The sequence below is a fragment of the Chryseobacterium sp. FH2 genome, assembly GCF_001045455.1.
Taxonomy (GTDB): Bacteria; Bacteroidota; Bacteroidia; order Flavobacteriales; family Weeksellaceae; genus Chryseobacterium.
In genome coordinates, this window is record NZ_LFNE01000003.1 from 146,870 (window position 1) to 163,352 (window position 16,483).

The following is a 16,483-nucleotide window of genomic DNA, read 5'->3' on the forward strand; positions in this document are numbered from 1 at the left end:
AGTCATTAATTGGTTAAAATAGTTCAAAAATTAAATATTATGAAAAAGTTATTTATATCAACAATTTTATTAGTAGGTTTATCAATAAATGTTTCAGCGCAGAAACATCCTTCACCTCCTCCCCATCCTTCGAAAAGTGAACTGGTGAATATAAAATCACGTGAGCTGGATAAAAGATATAACGAGGAAAAGAAATTGATTTTGAATCATCCATTAGCCACTAAAAAGATGAAGAGAGACCAATTGAAGGCCTTAAACGAAAAATATCAAAGTCAGAAAAAATTACTTAAAAAAATGTAATACTGTGAATTTTTTTGGAAATATTAAAATTGAAATAGTTTAATTCTAAATATTCGGTTTTACAAGTTTTACAAATTAGAATAAAATTTATTGAAAGAGAATGCTTTTGTGTTCTCTTTTTTTATTGAAATAGTAAATAAAATAGGTTTATTATGCATTACGTCATGATTTTCCCAAAATACTATACATCCAATATTTTTCCTTAAATTCGCATTAAAATTTTTATACTAATGAACTACGATATTATTGTCATCGGAAGTGGTCCTGGTGGATATGTTACAGCTATTAGAGCGGCACAATTAGGTTTTAAAACTGCAATTATCGAGAAAGAAAATTTGGGGGGAATCTGCCTTAACTGGGGATGTATTCCAACTAAAGCTTTATTGAAGTCTGCTCAGGTATTTCATTATATCAATCACGCTGAAGATTATGGTTTGAATAAAGTGGAAGCTAGTTTTGAGTTTCCGAACGTAATCCAGAGAAGCCGTGGTGTTGCATCTAAAATGAGCAAAGGAATTGAATTCTTGATGAAAAAGAATAAAATCGATGTTATTTTAGGAACTGCAAAAGTACAAAAAGGTAAAAAAGTTTCTGTTACAGATAAAGACGGAAAAGTGACTGAATATACAGGAACTCATATCATTATCGCTACAGGGGCCCGTTCTAGGGAATTACCAAATTTACCTCAAGACGGTAAAAAAGTAATAGGATACAGACAGGCATTATCTCTTCCTGAACAGCCAAAATCTATGATTGTTGTAGGTTCCGGAGCTATCGGGGTAGAATTTGCCGATTTCTATAATACAATGGGTACTAAAGTAACTGTTGTTGAATTTATGCCAAACATTGTTCCTGTAGAAGACGAAGAAATTTCTAAACATTTAGAAAAATCTTTGAAAAAGACGGGGATTGAAATCATGACAAACGCTTCTGTAGAAAGCGTTGATACAAGCGGAGAAGGCGTAAAAGCTACTGTAAAAACTGCAAACGGAAATATCACTCTTGAAGCTGATATCTTATTATCTGCTGTTGGTATTGCTGCAAATATCGAGAACATTGGTCTTGAAGAGGTTGGAATCCAGACAGATAAAGGCAGAGTTTTGGTAAACGAATGGTACGAAACCTCAGTTCCTGGTTACTATGCTATCGGAGATATCATTCCAACTCAAGCTTTAGCACACGTTGCTTCTGCGGAAGGTATCACCTGTGTTGAAAAAATCAAAGGGATGCATGTTGAGAAAATTGACTATGGCAATATCCCAGGGTGTACTTACTGCCACCCGGAAGTTGCTTCTGTAGGTCTTACAGAAAAACAGGCAAAAGAAAAAGGATACGAAATCAAAGTTGGCAAATTCCCTCTTTCTGCGAGTGGAAAAGCTACTGCAAACGGAAATACAGATGGTTTCATCAAAGTTATTTTCGATGCTAAATATGGTGAGTGGTTAGGTTGCCACATGATTGGTGAAGGTGTTACAGACATGGTTGCAGAAGCTGTTGTAGCTAGAAAATTAGAGACTACAGGTCACGAAATCATCAAGTCTATCCATCCGCATCCGACTGTTTCTGAAGCTATTATGGAAGCAGCAGCAGCAGCTTACGGAGAAGTTATTCATATTTAATTATATAACTTATGTAAGCAATTAGAATATTAAGCATATTTTATTTAAATACAATAACCACGGCTTTTTAGTCGTGGTTTTTTATGGACAATCCTTAATTCAGGTAAAAATTTATTATGAAAAACAAATATGCTGTTTTAGCGCTTTCGATGGGAAGTAATGCGGGTTTAGCATTAAAAGCTCAGGACGACACACCGTTTGTATCTTGATGTAAAAAATGGAGGGCATGGTTTCCGTAAAAAAGAAACGTGGATTTTTAACGTTGGCTACAGTCAGATTTATGCAGGAATATTTATTAAAATAATTTTAAAATTTTCATATTTAGGAAAATTAACCTGATTTTCTCGCCCTGTTTTATTAATTTTATTCTATGAATTTTGAGAAAGTAGGGCTTGTTTTATCAGGAGGCGGTACCAAAGGTATTGCTCATGCAGGAGTATTAAAATTTTTGAATGAAAAAAATATTAATGTTGATATTTTATCATGTTGCAGCGCAGGTTCTATCGTCGGAGCTCTATACGCAGTGGGCAAAACTCCTGAAGAAATATTAGAATTCTTCAATTCGGTTTATTTTTTTAATTGGAAACATTTTACCTTCAATCAACCGGGATTGGTTTCTTCGGTAATTTTTAAAAATTATTTAAGACCCATTTTTAAGGATAAAAAAATTGGAGATTTAGATAAAGAAATAAAAATCGTCGCAACAGAACTTGTTTCCGGTACACAGAAAATCTTTGGCGAAGATTTTAAAGTAATGGACGCCGTTATTGCATCTTGTTCTATCCCCGGTATTACCACTCCCTATATTTTGGATGATGAAATGTACTGTGATGGTGGTGTTCTAAATAACTTTCCCGCAGATATTATTCGAGAAGACTGCGATAAGCTGATAGGTGTATTTGTTTCCCCGCCTCATGAAATTCAGATTAATGACTTAAAATCGATTAAAGCTATTGTTTCACGTTCTTACGATTTACTTTCATACAGAATTGAAAAAGTGAAATTTGATTACTGTGACTGGTTTATTTCTTCCCAACAGTTATCGAATTATGGAACTTTTGAAAGAGGCAAAGATAGATTGGAAGAGATTTTTAATATAGGCTATAATGCAGCTAAACAAAGCTACAATGAAAACAGCTTTTATGCACAGCTAAAACAATCAGGAACATAAAATAAACTCTCACCAATATGCGAGAGTTTTTTATTGTTAGTTTTTTACGATTTGCCCGTCCTGATTTACGATTGTTTTTCCATTTTGGTCGGTTACCATAAGCGTATAAGGAGCTTTTTTAGCAGATGCTGTAAGGTAATTTCTCCAAACCTGATACGTGTATCCATTGTTTGAAAATTCATAGTAATAATTACCTCCCGAGCCGTCCGGAATCAGTTCCCCATTCCCTATAATCATGCTTGGTTTTGCCGTAATTTTTGAATTGACTCCCCAGGATTGATATAAATAATTTCCGTTTGGCTGTAAATCAATTCTTACTTTAAACTTTTTAGTTTTGAAAATAAAAGACTTGGGAACTTTCTCTTTTTGATAATTTTCCGTATTGTTACTTACTTTGAAATTTGGATTTTCATTAAAGCTATTAGCATATACTAATGAAAATTGTGCAATACACAATGCACCTAATAGAGTTTTTTTGATCATTTTTTTAATGTTTATTCATTGATATTAAAATTTGATCAAATATAAAGCCATTTAAACCGAAGTATAATTTGCAAATGCTTCTTCTAAGCTGCCAAATCTCCCTTTGAATTCATCAATAGGGCAGTCTTGCAGGATATTTCCTTTGTGAATAAGGATGACGCGTGAACAAAGAGCTTCCACTTCCTGCATGATATGTGTAGAAAGCAAAACGGTTTTCTGTTGCCCGATTTCCTTTATAACATTCCTGATTTCGATGATTTGGTTAGGATCCAAACCATTTGTGGGCTCATCTAGGATCAGTAAATCCGGTTGATGAATGATTGCCTGAGCAAGACCAACTCTTTGTTTATAACCTTTAGATAGTTGCCCTATTTTTTTTGATTTTTCAGGAGTAATTCCAACTAATTCAATCACCTCGTCTACTCTTGAAGAAGGAATTTTATGAATGTTTGCAACGAACTGTAAGTATTCTTTTACATACATTTCAAGATATAAAGGATTATTTTCAGGCAAAAAACCTATTTTTTTCTTGCTTTCAATTTCATATCCGGAAATGTTTTTATCATTAAAAATTATCTCGCCTTCATCAATCTTCAAAGCACCGACAATAGACTTCATCAAAGTAGATTTTCCGGCTCCGTTCGGACCTAGAAGACCAATGATCTCGTTTTTGTCAATTAAAATATTAATAGAATTAAGTGCGGTTTGTTCACCAAATTTTTTGGTTAAATTGTTTATTTGAAGAGACATATTTTTTAACAATCTTTTTTACAAAAGTAAAATAAAAAACTCATTCGCTAGAATGAGTGTAGTTATATTTTAAAAAATTAAAATTATTTTCTTGCTTTTTTATCTTTACCGTTAGAGGCAGGTGCTACAGTAGAAGCCTGATTAGAGTAAGGTTTAGACTCGTTTATTTTATTGATCGTTGCAGGTTTGTCATATAAAGCAGATTTTCCTGTAGATTTCCCAAAGATTTTATCAATCTGTTTTTTGTTTAAAAATTGTGATTTTCCAACGTATTTTTTATTCTTATTAATGTACTGAATAAATTGTACGGTCGGCTGTCCGTAATTTTTCTCGTAATGAAGCTCAATAATATCATTGGGAAGCTCTAAAGTCGTATTCCCTATCGGGGGGTCAATGAAGCCATCCGAAATCAGCTTATACAGCCCTTCAACGTCTGCATTTAAATTTAAAAAAGAGAATGATCGAATGGTATTTAGATTACTGGTGTTTAGATCCTGGTAATTGATTGTGAATTTATCGTCTTTTTTATATAAACCAACGGAATTATCTTTACCAATTTCCACCAAAGTTTCGTTTTTTAACACTTTTATTTGTGAAAAAACAGAAATACCGAACATACAAGTAAATAGTAGAAGTATTTTTCTCATTTGACTGGATTTTAATGCCTTATAATTGGTGTACCTAAATTTAGGAATAAAAACGGTAAGAAACAATTTTTATTCTTGAAAGCAAAAGTAATACTTTTTTTTAATATCCCTAATTGAGCCGAAGTGGATAGTATGAAGGTCATTTAAATAGATGTTTAACTGGTAAGCCTTTATTGATTAGGGATTTATAAAGGTTTGCAGACTAAATGATATAAGGATATCTAGCTCTTTGAATTAATAATTATTTATTTCTAAAATATTAAAAGCCAATTGTTAACCTAATTTTTAGCTTAAAAAATAATTGCTTATTTAAAATAAATGTTAAATCTGCTCGTCAGGATTTAAGATACCAATATTTTTAGAAATGTATTAAATAATTTGAATTAATGATTTGAAAATTAGAGACTTCCTTTTAGTAGAGCCTGAAAACTTGTAAATTAAAAATTTTTTCATGTATGTATTTTAAAAAATTAAGGACACAAAGTTAACTAAAATAATTGGGTGAATTCAAATTTTCTCAGCTGAGAATAATCACTATCAACAGGGGAATCTTGTAAATTTACATAACTACCAAACTATTACCGTATGCAACAGACATTTGTCGATATTACTAGCATCCATGAGTTACAGTGGCTCAATCTGTAACTCCGGAACTAAAAGAATTGCAGATTGGTAAGGAAATTAGCTCCTTACTTTGAGAAAATAAAGAATGTAGAGAAAAATAAAAAAGCACCAAGAAAAAAATATTTATTCATAGAAAGCTTTGGAAATTATAAAATTTATAATTTCAAATATGATTAATTATTCACGAATAGAGTATTTATAGACATTTACAAACGAAATCCTTAATTATAGCGGATGCTTTGGCTTTTCATAACCGTAAATTTCATTCAGTTCATCAGAACACATAAATTTACAAATTAGTCATGCAAAGTTTTAATATAGACATCAGTCCCATTGCAGCAATATTATGTTAGCAGTCATTTTGTTCATCTGCATTATTGAAAAATGCGAGCATCCTCTCCTGCGCATCTTCACCGTGCATCCATTCTATCATCTCAAATGATTCTGCCGCTTCTTGCGCTGCTCTTTCACGCATGGGTGCTTCATACGCTGCAATGGCATTTTGCACATCTATAAAATCCTCATTAGTAAGGCATTCGCTTAGTTCAAGCGCATCAAGCATTGCCAGATTTACCCCTTCGCCGGAAGGTGCCATGATGTGGGCTGCGTCTCCAAGTAAGGTTATATTGGATTTTGCAATCCAGGATTGGTCTAAAGGAATGGAATATTGTGGTCGTACCAACATTGGCAAATCTACATTTTCGAATAGTTCAAACCATATGCTGCCCCATTCAACAAACTCTGTTTTGAACCACTTTATCAATTGTGTTCTGTCTGAAAAGTTGATTCCATTGTCTTTTGTCCAGGTTTCATCCCTTTTACTGCTGATGTAAAAATCTATACTGCCATCGCCTTTTGCCGAAATATGCAGATATTTTCCTCCGTTATGAACATATATTTTACCTCCTTGCAATAATTCATTTACACGAGGTGCTTTCGTTTTCGCATCGTCAACGTTTCCCTGCAGGATGGTAATTCCGGCATAGGAAGACTGAATTGACGTAACAAACGGGCGGATTTTAGAATTGCCGCCATCGGCTCCAATGACCAAATCTGCTAAGACAGTTTTGCCATCCTTAAATTTAATTTCCCATTGAGAACCAGCTGGTGTCATATTCACAAATTGACTGTCCCACAGTACTGTATCGGGTGCAAGAGAATTCAATAAAAGGTCACGCAAATCACTTCTGTCGATTTCCGGTCTGGCATCAGGGCTGTCAAAATCAATTTCAGAAAACGCTTTTTCGTGTTCATCGAAAATGATATAGCCCATTTTATCAAGCACTCGCCCTTTTTCCGCACCTGGTCTATACGTGCTTTTAAAAGCATCGAGTAAATTTGCCGTTTTAAGGGCTTTTAGTCCCGAATTTTCGTGCAGGTCAAGGGTTGCACCCTGCGTCCGCACATTTCTGTTCAAATCTCTTTCATAAACTTTTACGTCAATTTCTTTCTGTTGAAGCAGCCGGGCTAATGTCAGCCCGCCGGGACCACCACCGATAATGGCAACTTTCTTATTTTGTAATAACATAATTTTGCATTTTAAATTTCAATGCAAAATTATTTAAGAGAGAATGTTGATAATAGTACAAATCGGTCATTTTTATGTTTGAATAATTCTTTCGGCACAACACCCGAAAATTTCTTGACCTGCTTAATGAAATGATTTTGGTCTGCAAAATCAAGTTCCGGAAAGAGTTTTCCTTTTGCAATATGTTCCAGCGATGTCCTGAACCGCAAAATGTTGCAATATACCTTTAATGAAAGTCCGAACTGCTGATTGAAATAACGATTGATTTGCCTGCTGCTCCAAAATACTTTTTCAGAAAGTTCCTTTACGGTTATTTCGCCTTTTGAAGCATACAGGAGTTCAAACAATTTTTGTTTCCTGCTATCCATTTCTTTTGGTATAAGAGATTGAATTTTTCGGGATGCTTTTTTGCAAAATGTTTCAAAATCATTCAGATCATTAGCATTGAAGTCCCAAAAATCATTTGGCAAGATTTTTCCTGTGTCTAGCATGCTTGCAATGGAATGTTCAAAAATATATTCTGCTGCCAGCGGTTTAAAACCGACAGCAAACATTAAACTTTTGGGTGCAATGATAGCTTCATCAGGTTGTGTAGCAATGCCTAATAAGGAAATCTTAAAAGGTTCTGAAGGAGACTGTGATAAAATCAAATCAATTCTTCCATCTGGTAATGCAATAGCTTCTTTATTGCTGTCCGATTGATTTTGAAAAAACCAAAGATCTTCTACAAAATCAACAAGTGATTTGTCTGGTTTAACAAATTTGTAATGTAGATCACTGTCCATTGTTCCTGTTAATATAAGGTTAGTCTATAATGGTTTTCAAAATCTTTTTTGGCTCATAAAAATCTTCCAAACATATAATTTCTCAAATTTAATGTCAGGAAAGCCAGATTTATTAAAATTACTGATTTTTTGAAGTCTTCTTTTTATGATGTTAAAAGAAGCAATAAAATGGATGATGCTTTTGAAAAATAGTTTAATAATTGTATGAATGTAATTATGCATATTAATAAAAACAGGCTCAGATTATAAAATCTAAGCCTAAACTTTTAAATTCTGTCTTGGCAAAATTATTCGATTTTTTCAGGCTCCTTTATCTTGATGTATGTGAATGTACCCAGATCTTTATAAGTCATTATTCTTTTTTCACTATCAAAATAATCAATTCGAAATTTAATGGGAATGATTGTGGTCGTAAGTGTGAGTTCAGTATTGTCATTAGAAAAATGCCACTTACCATTGTGAACTTCAGAGCCGTTGACACTCTCAAATGTTCTGTCATCTTTGAATATTTGATAAACCTGGTCAGTTTTAAAATAAGATCTAATGTCCTTTTCTTTACCGTTTTTCACCCATTTTACGAGTTGCCATTTGCCCAATAATTCCTGCGCAGTCTGTGCTATTGCAGATTGACAAAAGAGCACAAAAAATGTTAGAATCAAAATTGTTTTTAATTTTTTCATAAACATAATTTAATATTAATTATTGCTTACAATTAGGAGTGGCAGTCATTACATCTAACGACATATTCATAGCTTGTTTTGATAATTTTTTAGCTTCCGAAATATCAGATTCTTTGGTGGCTTTTTTACCAAAAGTAACCGCATTTAAAGCATAATTTTTTGCTATCTGACAGTTACAAATGAGTGCATAAGCAGAAGCTTGTTCCGATTCTTCAACTGCTTTTTTTAAAAGAACCGTCATTTCATCCTGATCAGAAGTTTTGTAAGCTTTTTTATAAGTTTCAAAAGCCATCTCTGAATAGGTGACTGACATGTTACAATTGCTTGATTGAGCTTTCACAACAAAAGTAACTGAAAAAAATAATAGAGTTAAAATAGTAGGTCTCATTCTATTCATATATTAATGTGTGATTTAAAACTTATAAATATTAAAGTAATCTTAAGTACAGACAAAGATAATCCTAAGATGTTTGAACGAAAAGATTAAAGTTTATTTTATATCTAGTGAAGATAATAATTTCTTTTTTACCATAAGCACTAAAATTGTTTGGTGCATTAAAATATATTATCACTGTCACTCAAAATTTGAATTAAATAAACAAAATGAACCGGTATTTCATCAATTATTCTTAAAAAATGTAATTCCTGTTTATTGGTTGATAATTATGTGATTATAGAGAGGTGATGATCTTTACTCTACAATTTTACAAGTATCACAGCAGTTCCTCCGCTTCTCGCCAAAGAAATGGGTAAAACAGTGTCAGAATTAACTTCCATTTCGAGAATTTCTACCGGATAAGGATTTTTTTCGAAATCGGCATCTTTTCCGTCTTTGAAGATTTTCGCTTTGTATTTTACATTTTTATTTAAAAAATTTAACGGGACATTTAATTGTCGCGAGTCGGCATTGGTAATACTTCCCAGATACCAGTTTTCTGAATCCTTATCTTTTCTTGCAATCGTTACATATTCTCCTATTTTCGCATTCGGAACTACAGTTTTACTCCAGTTTACAGGACATGAAGTAATGAATTCAAAGGCAGGATTATTTTCATAATTCTCAATCATATCCGAAGCCATTTGTAGCGGGCTGTACATAATCACTGATAAAGCCAGCTGTTTTGCCAAAGTGGTATGAACTTTAGTATCCGGAAGTGCCGTATTGGTAAAATTAAAAGTTCCGGGCGTAAAATCAATCGGACCCGCCAGTCCTCTTGTAAAAGGAATAATGGTGGTATGCTCTGCAGGATTTCCTCCGTCTTTTGACCATGCATCCCACTCCTGACCGCGAACGCCTTCCTGTGTCATCAGGTTTGGAAAAGTACGCTGTAAGCCGCTGGGCATTACAGGCTCATGATTATCAATCATTATTTTATATTGGGCGGCTGTTTCAATAACTTTGCGATAGTGCCTTACTCCATATTGACCGCTGTGCTGTTCTTTTCCATCCAAAAGACCGCCCACATATCCTGTTTTAACGGTGGTAACACCATATTTACGGTAAAGTTTAAAGGCATCTTTCAGCTGACTTTCATATTTCAATGTGTTTCCTCCGGTTTCATGATGGCCGATGAGTTCTACGTTTTTCTGTTTTGCGTAATCTGTAATTTTTTTAATATCAAAATCAGGATAAGGTTTGTCAAATTCAAAAGACTTCCAATCTTCCCAACCTATATTCCAGCCTTCTACAAGTACTCCGGCAAATTTATGCGAAGCTGCAAAATCAATATAGCGAAGTACATTTTCTGTCTTTGCTCCATGATTCGGACCTGGTTCCCAAGTGTATTTTTTCATATGCATTCCCCACCAGATCCCGATATAACGTCCCGGTTTTATCCATGAAGCATCTTTTATGGTATTTGGATCATTAAGGTTCAGCATTAATCTTGAAAGGAGCAGATCTCCGGCACTATCGGCAATAATCAATGTTCTCCAGGGAGTCTGGAAAGGCGTTTTGGTAAATACTTTTTCTCCTGTAGACCATGGAGTAAGATATACTTTCAGGTGGGAAGATTTTTTGTCGGGATAAACATTCATGGCGGCATAATCGGTAAGATTGGCTTCGTGAAGTGCTAAAAACTGACCTGACTTGGTTTCTATTGTAACCGGAGTGGAGATCGTGTCTTTTTTTGAAAGCGGTTCCTTTTTGAAGAGGCCTTCATAAAATTCGGTTTGATAAGGAATGGACCAGGCTTGATGATCTTCAGGGAAATTAAATTCTGTCAGCTCATCCATAATAACAATATCTTTCATGTTTTTCTGCTCCGGAAATTCATAGCGAAAACCGAATCCATCATTAAAAACCTTAATATTTACTATAAATTTTCTTTTAAGATTTGTTTTTTCCTGAACATAAACTAACATTTGATGGTATTGGTTTCGTATTTGTGTCTCTTCTCCCCAAATGGGTTGCCAGGTGTCGTCAGCTTCAGCATATTTTACCTCTTTTATCTCAATATTTTTATGAATTTCACTGTTTTTTAGCTTTAAACCTAGTAAAGAAGGGGCAAGAACCAATTTCCCGTTTTTTGAAACCTGGTAGTATAATCCGGTTTCTGAAATTCCTATTTCAAAATTCAGTTTTGCATCCGGAGATTTTACAGAATAGTTTTTGGGGTTTTGTGAAAATACATTTGCTGTACCCAAAAGCAGCAAAAAAACGCTTAAAAATCGTATGATAAATTTCTTCATTCTTTATTATTTTACAAATACGGCATAGCCTTTTTCCATTAAGATATTTCCTTCGCTGGTGCTGAAAGTCTTTTGACCATCATTAAGGTAATCTTTAAAACTTCCGGAAGGAACATCCTGAGTCCATTTGAAATTGACGGCGACATTATTGAAATTCAGCATAATTAAAACTTCATTTTCTCCTTTTTTTCTGGAATACACAAAAACATTTTCTTTATTAGTAGGGTAGATTTTTAAGGTACCACGACCAGCACCGTCTTCCAACGCAGGTTGGGTTCTTTTCAAGAGGGTCAGTTTTTTGAAAAGGTTCATATAGATTTTATTGGCGGGCTCCCACTGTACCGGGTCAGGATTAAAAAGGCTCATCGTTTTATTCATTCCGATTTCCTGTCCGTTATAAATAAGGGGCATATCGTAAATCGTAAAATATAAAACGGATAATGGCAGAACATTGGCGCCATATCTTCCGAATTCGGTTCCGTTGTGGGAATTGAGATCATGATTGGTGAGATAAACCATTCTTCCTTTTCCTGAATATGCCGGATTATTATAAAGTTCCTTACAAGCCTGAATCAGTCCGGAAGTATTACTTCCCGTCCCAAAATCATTAAGTTTATTATTAAATTCCCAAGCATAGTCATAATCAAAAACAGCCATATAAGAAGGATTATCACCTTCCGAAAGCCATGTTATTTTTTTTATGCTGTTGACCTGTGGAATAGCTTGTTGCCAGAAATCAAGAGGAACAAAAGTTGCTGCATCACAACGATAGCCGTCAATATTATAATTCTGCACCCAATATTTCATGGCGTCGATCATCGCAGTGCGGAGATTGGGATTGTTGTAATTAAGCTGTGCAACATCATTCCATCCGTTTGGGGAATATGGTTGCTGTCCGTTTTGCGAAGCATAATAATCAAGATGAGCTGTAACCCACGGATGATCCCATGCTGTATGATTGGCTACCCAATCCATCCAGATTTCAATATGAAGACTGTGGGCTGTTTCAATTAAAGATTTAAAATCATTTTCAGTACCCAATTCAGGATTAATGGCTTTGTAATCGCGTATTGAATAAGGGCTACCGAGACTTCCTTCACGATTCTGCACACCAATTGGATGAATCGGCATTAACCAGATAATATCTACACCAAGATCTCTTAAACGTTGTAAATCTTTTTTAACACCGTTAAATCCTTCAGAAGAATAATTCCTGACATTGATTTCATAGATGACCTTATTGTGAGCAGTAACGGGAGAAACTTCGCTGTTGGAAATTTCCTGAATATTGTCATTGTCATCATTACAGCTTGACAAATTAAAGGTCAGCAAAAATGACAGAACAAAGAGTTTAATTATATTGAATGGTCTCATCAGATTTTTTAATTTATTGTTTCACAATCGCATAATGACCGGTAAGATCATTGTAATAAATGTTATAATTTCCGGCATTTTGAATGGTAGCACCAGGTCCGTCGAAAATTGCTTTTCCGTACGGAATTTCGGTATCATTTCCTCCCCAATTGTTTGCCCAATCGTGATTACCACGGAATTTGCAGGCTGTGGATGAGGTAAAATCATAATTAATTCTCCATTGGTGCGGATCAAAAGCAGATTGGGTCATCATAGGCTCATTATCCCAATTGCAAAAACCGCCGATGGGGCCCATCTGATTATAAACAGTGGGATTTGTAATGCCCGCATCAGTGATTTCCCAAGTCATATCCTGGGTATTGATTGTAATCGTATGATAACCGGCTGTTACATAAAAAGCTCCCAAATCCCCCTGTTCCAGAACACCACCGTTCCCTGCACAGTACATATGGTCATAGCTTCCGAGAAATTCTTCGGAGCAGAATTTGAAATAGGTTGCAGAAGGAAAGTAGCCTGTATAGGTGTAAACTCCATCCTGATAATTGTTAGAATTACGGAACATGATATAATTTTTGCTGGTATTATCCCAACCGTTCATGTCGCCTATGATGTACACATTTTTCGCAACAGGATCTATAGTATAATATGAGGTGAGTGTAAGGTTCAGAGGCTCAGAGAAAGATTCTCCCTTTGAAGAAGTTGCTTTAATTCTGATGCTTATGTTTTGAGGGGTAGCTGTTTCTTCACCTGTAACCTCATCCAGAATTGATTTAAGCTTTACAGTAAAAAAATCTGTATAAACTTCTTTCGTAGTGAGCATGGTTTGGGCTTTTGTAAAATTGTTTTCCGTAAGATCTACCTGCACTTCGTAGCTGGTATCATCTGTATAGATGTAATTTCCGTTGTCGTAGTTATATCTTGCTTTCGTCCAGCTGAGACGGAAAACCAATGGATCTTCACCAGCTGTCGGTTTGGTTAGCTTCCAGTCTGTTTTAGAAAGGGTATTGATCGATGGAGGAGTTACTTTGATCCCGGTATCATCAGTATCATATTCCGGGGCACAGGCTGCGAAACATGCCAATACATATATGAATAATAAGAATTTTAGATTTTTCATGGTGCAAATTATTGTTGAAGAATAGTATAATGTCCCGTTAAGTCATTAAAATAAATTTTGTACGTACCGGTAACCGAAACATTCGCTCCGGGTCCGTCAAAAACACCTTTTCCGTATGGATAATCAGCAGCTCCGCCTCCCCAGTTGATTGCCCAATCGTGGTTAGCTCTGAATTTACAGGCTGTGGAAACTCCGAAAGTGAAAGTTCCGCTCCATTGATGTCCGTCATAAGGTGACTTTGCCATTGGAGGTTCATTATCCCAGTTACAAAATCCTCCGATTGGTCCTATAGTATTATAAAAAACAGAGGTATTGTTTCCGGTATAATCTTCGATAGTATAAGTCAGGGTTTCAATATTGATCGTAATGGTAACATATCTTTCAGTCTGATTATAAAACGAGCCGTCTGTTTTGTCTTCATAGGTCATCGTGGTATCGTCTTTTCTGCAATAGGCTTTATAGGTTCCTAAAGATTCCTGCGGAATGAATTTAAAGTACGTGTTCCCCGCAATTCTTCCTGTATAAGTATACGTTTTATCATTCGGATCATTGGAGTTTCTGTACATGAGGTATTCTGTACTGGTATTGTTCCAGCCATTCATATCTCCCAAAAGATAAACTGCTTGTATTTCTTCTAAAGGCTTATAAGGAGTAATTGACAGTTTCAGTATATTGGTAGAAGGTATAGATCGATTTTGTCCGTAATTGGTCATAATTCTTATTTCCACAACATTTTCCTGATCAGGAGCTGCATTTAATTTAGTCAGCAAAACAGTGTTAATATCCTTTACAAAAAGATCTGCAGAAAGCCCGTTAGTAGAAGCTAAAGTGGCAGGATTTGCAAAATTATTTCCTTCTTTATCCATTTGAATAATATAATTAACAGGCCCACCTGGTTCGGGATGTGAAGCGCTGCTCAGCATAAATTGAGTCTGTGTCCAGGTAACGGTCAGTAATAAAGGATTCGTATTGGTTGCGGGTTCCTGAAGGATAAATTTATTGACGGCAACCTCATCTATTTTACTTGGAAGGATTTCATCCAGTGTAAGCTGATCATCAGTGCTGCACGAAAAAAGCAGTAATGCTCCAAAAAGCCCTGTGATAAATATTTTTAAATAAGTTTTCATAGTGTTTCGGATTTTAATAGCCGGGATTTTGAGTAAGTTTAGGATTAGCAGAAATTTCTGTTGCCGGAAGAGGGTAGATCTTGTATTTCTCATCTATATTTGGTGTTCCGCTGTAGACTCCGTTTTTCCATGGCCAGTTGTATTCTTTTGTGAATTTTCCAAAACGGATAAGATCTGTTCTTCTGTGCCCTTCCCAGTACAATTCCCGGGAACGCTCATCCAGAATAAAATTTAAATTCATGGAAGACTCGCTGATGAGTGGTACATTTGCCCGTGTTCTCAGGAGATTTACATAGGCTACGGCTTGGGGTAACGTTCCGCCTTGCCCGCCTCTTAAAACAGCTTCTGCATACATCAGGTAAGCATCTGCCAATCGGTAAACAGGAAAATCGGTGTCGGCAAAAACTGTATTAGATCCATTAGATCCATCTTTATTTTTATTGCTGAATTTGACTACGGACCATCCTTGGTTAAAATCACTCCATTGAAGCGTTTCTTTGGTTCTGTCTGTTTTCCAGAACATAGCACGTTTGTCAGTATCTGTAAATTTATCGGATAAAGTTTCCTTTGAACGGATTCCCGACCACGCCTGTGAAAAACCGAAATTATCCAAAGGATTCATATCTGATTTATAGGATGCTGCGAGTAAAAAAGTAGTACCGCCATAGGTTGTAGCATGCTGTCCGTCAAAAACTATTGAGTAAATAATTTCTTTAGACTGATAATTATCTGCGTTGAACAGATTTTTGTATTCAGGTTCCAGGATATAGCCTGCTGACAGTACTTTATTAAGATATATTAAAGATTCGGAATATTTATTTTGCTGAATATAAACTTCTGCATTCAAATATAATTTGGCAAGAAGCATCCATGCAGCCGGCGCCGTAAATTTTCCGTAATTATTAGCAGAATTATCAGGAAGAGAAGTTTCTACAGCTTTTAATTCTGTTTCAATAAAACTGAAAATAAATGCCCTGTCTTTCTGATCCGGGAGATAAGAACCAACACCTTCTTCTTCAGGAATGTAAGGGATTTTACCAAATAAATCCATTAAAAAATAATAGCTTAAAGCTCTTAATGCTCTTGTTTCAGCACGCATGGTCTGGATTTGCGCTTTTAATTCGGGTGAAACATTTCTGGAATTCAATTTTTCATCGGTTGTCTCACGCATAAATTCATTGGCATAAGCAATATTCAGATAGATTCTGGTATAATTAAGCAAGAGAAAATTATTTGCTGAATTCCACTGACAAAACTGCAATCCTCGTAACGTCTCATTATCCCAGGCTCCAATGACCTCATCCGTACAAAGCTGCTGAAGGTTCCAGTACGAGCGCAGAAAAGTAGCTTCACCCTGATCGGGGGCGTTCATATCAGGAGCGCCGGCAGGGCCTTCATTTCCGGAAAGTGCAAATCCGGCATAGATTTTTGCTAAAAACTGGCTGTAAGACTGTGGATCCTGCCATGCTTTTTCAGGAGTCAGAATATTATCTGTAAGTGGTTCTGTATCAAGGTCTTTAACGCAAGATATAAGCATGGAAAAAATCATGAGAGCCAGAATATATATATGGGTAATTTTCATTTTAA

The 16,483-nt window shown here is 35.3% G+C and carries 15 protein-coding genes; 3 read left to right on the forward strand and 12 right to left on the reverse strand.

What is annotated here, in order from left to right; translation table 11 throughout:
- Positions 1 to 39: 39 nt before the first annotated feature.
- The 3 genes from ACM39_RS05825 (at position 40) to ACM39_RS05835 (ending at position 3,090) form a co-directional block, all read left to right on the forward strand.
- On the forward strand, positions 40 to 300 hold the full coding sequence (locus tag ACM39_RS05825) for a hypothetical protein (RefSeq protein ID WP_048510349.1): 261 nt from the start codon (positions 40 to 42) through the stop codon (positions 298 to 300).
- A 230-nt stretch (positions 301 to 530) separates the two neighbouring features.
- Positions 531 to 1,919 (forward strand): dihydrolipoyl dehydrogenase, encoded by a 1,389-nt coding sequence (gene lpdA / locus ACM39_RS05830; protein WP_048510094.1) that lies wholly within the window; start codon positions 531 to 533, stop codon positions 1,917 to 1,919.
- Positions 1,920 to 2,289: 370 nt separating this feature from the next.
- Entirely contained in the window at positions 2,290 to 3,090 is an 801-nt protein-coding gene (locus ACM39_RS05835) for a patatin-like phospholipase family protein (protein WP_048510095.1), read from the forward strand.
- Positions 3,091 to 3,126: 36 nt separating this feature from the next.
- Here the strand turns inward: ACM39_RS05835 and ACM39_RS05840 are convergent, their stop codons facing one another.
- The 12 genes from ACM39_RS05840 to ACM39_RS05900 all read right to left on the reverse strand — a co-directional run bounded on the left by ACM39_RS05840 (position 3,127) and on the right by ACM39_RS05900 (position 16,478).
- Complete coding sequence (locus tag ACM39_RS05840) at positions 3,127 to 3,573, reverse strand: hypothetical protein (RefSeq protein WP_048510096.1); 447 nt, start codon at positions 3,571 to 3,573, stop codon at positions 3,127 to 3,129.
- A 51-nt stretch (positions 3,574 to 3,624) separates the two neighbouring features.
- Complete coding sequence (locus tag ACM39_RS05845) at positions 3,625 to 4,323, reverse strand: ABC transporter ATP-binding protein (RefSeq protein WP_048510097.1); 699 nt, start codon at positions 4,321 to 4,323, stop codon at positions 3,625 to 3,627.
- An 83-nt stretch (positions 4,324 to 4,406) separates the two neighbouring features.
- Positions 4,407 to 4,970 (reverse strand): hypothetical protein, encoded by a 564-nt coding sequence (locus tag ACM39_RS05850; protein ID WP_048510098.1) that lies wholly within the window; start codon positions 4,968 to 4,970, stop codon positions 4,407 to 4,409.
- A 973-nt stretch (positions 4,971 to 5,943) separates the two neighbouring features.
- Entirely contained in the window at positions 5,944 to 7,122 is a 1,179-nt protein-coding gene (locus tag ACM39_RS05855; protein ID WP_048510099.1) for an FAD-dependent oxidoreductase, read from the reverse strand.
- Positions 7,123 to 7,151: 29 nt separating this feature from the next.
- Positions 7,152 to 7,907, reverse strand: a complete 756-nt coding sequence (locus ACM39_RS05860) for a helix-turn-helix domain-containing protein (protein WP_048510100.1) — start codon at positions 7,905 to 7,907, stop codon at positions 7,152 to 7,154.
- Positions 7,908 to 8,194: 287 nt separating this feature from the next.
- Entirely contained in the window at positions 8,195 to 8,587 is a 393-nt protein-coding gene (locus ACM39_RS05870) for a DUF5004 domain-containing protein (RefSeq protein WP_165585099.1), read from the reverse strand.
- 19 nt (positions 8,588 to 8,606) lie between these two features.
- Positions 8,607 to 8,975, reverse strand: a complete 369-nt coding sequence (locus ACM39_RS05875; protein ID WP_048510103.1) for a hypothetical protein — start codon at positions 8,973 to 8,975, stop codon at positions 8,607 to 8,609.
- A 308-nt stretch (positions 8,976 to 9,283) separates the two neighbouring features.
- Positions 9,284 to 11,278 (reverse strand): glycoside hydrolase family 97 protein, encoded by a 1,995-nt coding sequence (locus ACM39_RS19015; protein WP_048510104.1) that lies wholly within the window; start codon positions 11,276 to 11,278, stop codon positions 9,284 to 9,286.
- A gap of 6 nt (positions 11,279 to 11,284) precedes the next feature.
- Positions 11,285 to 12,595 (reverse strand): alpha-amylase family glycosyl hydrolase, encoded by a 1,311-nt coding sequence (locus ACM39_RS19020; protein ID WP_228377063.1) that lies wholly within the window; start codon positions 12,593 to 12,595, stop codon positions 11,285 to 11,287.
- Between the two features lie 70 nt (positions 12,596 to 12,665).
- Complete coding sequence (locus tag ACM39_RS05890; protein ID WP_048510106.1) at positions 12,666 to 13,769, reverse strand: SusE domain-containing protein; 1,104 nt, start codon at positions 13,767 to 13,769, stop codon at positions 12,666 to 12,668.
- A gap of 8 nt (positions 13,770 to 13,777) precedes the next feature.
- A complete protein-coding gene (locus ACM39_RS05895) occupies positions 13,778 to 14,896 on the reverse strand; it encodes a SusE domain-containing protein (RefSeq protein ID WP_048510107.1) in 1,119 nt (372 codons plus the stop codon).
- A 13-nt stretch (positions 14,897 to 14,909) separates the two neighbouring features.
- Positions 14,910 to 16,478 (reverse strand): RagB/SusD family nutrient uptake outer membrane protein, encoded by a 1,569-nt coding sequence (locus ACM39_RS05900; protein ID WP_048510108.1) that lies wholly within the window; start codon positions 16,476 to 16,478, stop codon positions 14,910 to 14,912.
- Positions 16,479 to 16,483 lie beyond the last annotated feature (5 nt).

What these genes read in the sequence shown, in the direction of transcription:
- ACM39_RS05870 (WP_165585099.1), bottom strand. Translation starts at nt 8,587, where the DNA reads ATGAAAAAATTAAAAACAATTTTGATTCTAACATTTTTTGTGCTCTTT.
- ACM39_RS05875 (WP_048510103.1), bottom strand. Translation starts at nt 8,975, where the DNA reads ATGAGACCTACTATTTTAACTCTATTATTTTTTTCAGTTACTTTTGTT.
- ACM39_RS05860 (WP_048510100.1), bottom strand. Translation starts at nt 7,907, where the DNA reads ATGGACAGTGATCTACATTACAAATTTGTTAAACCAGACAAATCACTT.
- lpdA (WP_048510094.1), top strand. Translation starts at nt 531, where the DNA reads ATGAACTACGATATTATTGTCATCGGAAGTGGTCCTGGTGGATATGTT.
- ACM39_RS05895 (WP_048510107.1), bottom strand. Translation starts at nt 14,896, where the DNA reads ATGAAAACTTATTTAAAAATATTTATCACAGGGCTTTTTGGAGCATTA.
- ACM39_RS05835 (WP_048510095.1), top strand. Translation starts at nt 2,290, where the DNA reads ATGAATTTTGAGAAAGTAGGGCTTGTTTTATCAGGAGGCGGTACCAAA.
- ACM39_RS05900 (WP_048510108.1), bottom strand. Translation starts at nt 16,478, where the DNA reads ATGAAAATTACCCATATATATATTCTGGCTCTCATGATTTTTTCCATG.
- ACM39_RS05845 (WP_048510097.1), bottom strand. Translation starts at nt 4,323, where the DNA reads ATGTCTCTTCAAATAAACAATTTAACCAAAAAATTTGGTGAACAAACC.
- ACM39_RS05825 (WP_048510349.1), top strand. Translation starts at nt 40, where the DNA reads ATGAAAAAGTTATTTATATCAACAATTTTATTAGTAGGTTTATCAATA.
- ACM39_RS05855 (WP_048510099.1), bottom strand. Translation starts at nt 7,122, where the DNA reads ATGTTATTACAAAATAAGAAAGTTGCCATTATCGGTGGTGGTCCCGGC.
- ACM39_RS05890 (WP_048510106.1), bottom strand. Translation starts at nt 13,769, where the DNA reads ATGAAAAATCTAAAATTCTTATTATTCATATATGTATTGGCATGTTTC.
- ACM39_RS05850 (WP_048510098.1), bottom strand. Translation starts at nt 4,970, where the DNA reads ATGAGAAAAATACTTCTACTATTTACTTGTATGTTCGGTATTTCTGTT.
- ACM39_RS05840 (WP_048510096.1), bottom strand. Translation starts at nt 3,573, where the DNA reads ATGATCAAAAAAACTCTATTAGGTGCATTGTGTATTGCACAATTTTCA.
- ACM39_RS19015 (WP_048510104.1), bottom strand. Translation starts at nt 11,278, where the DNA reads ATGAAGAAATTTATCATACGATTTTTAAGCGTTTTTTTGCTGCTTTTG.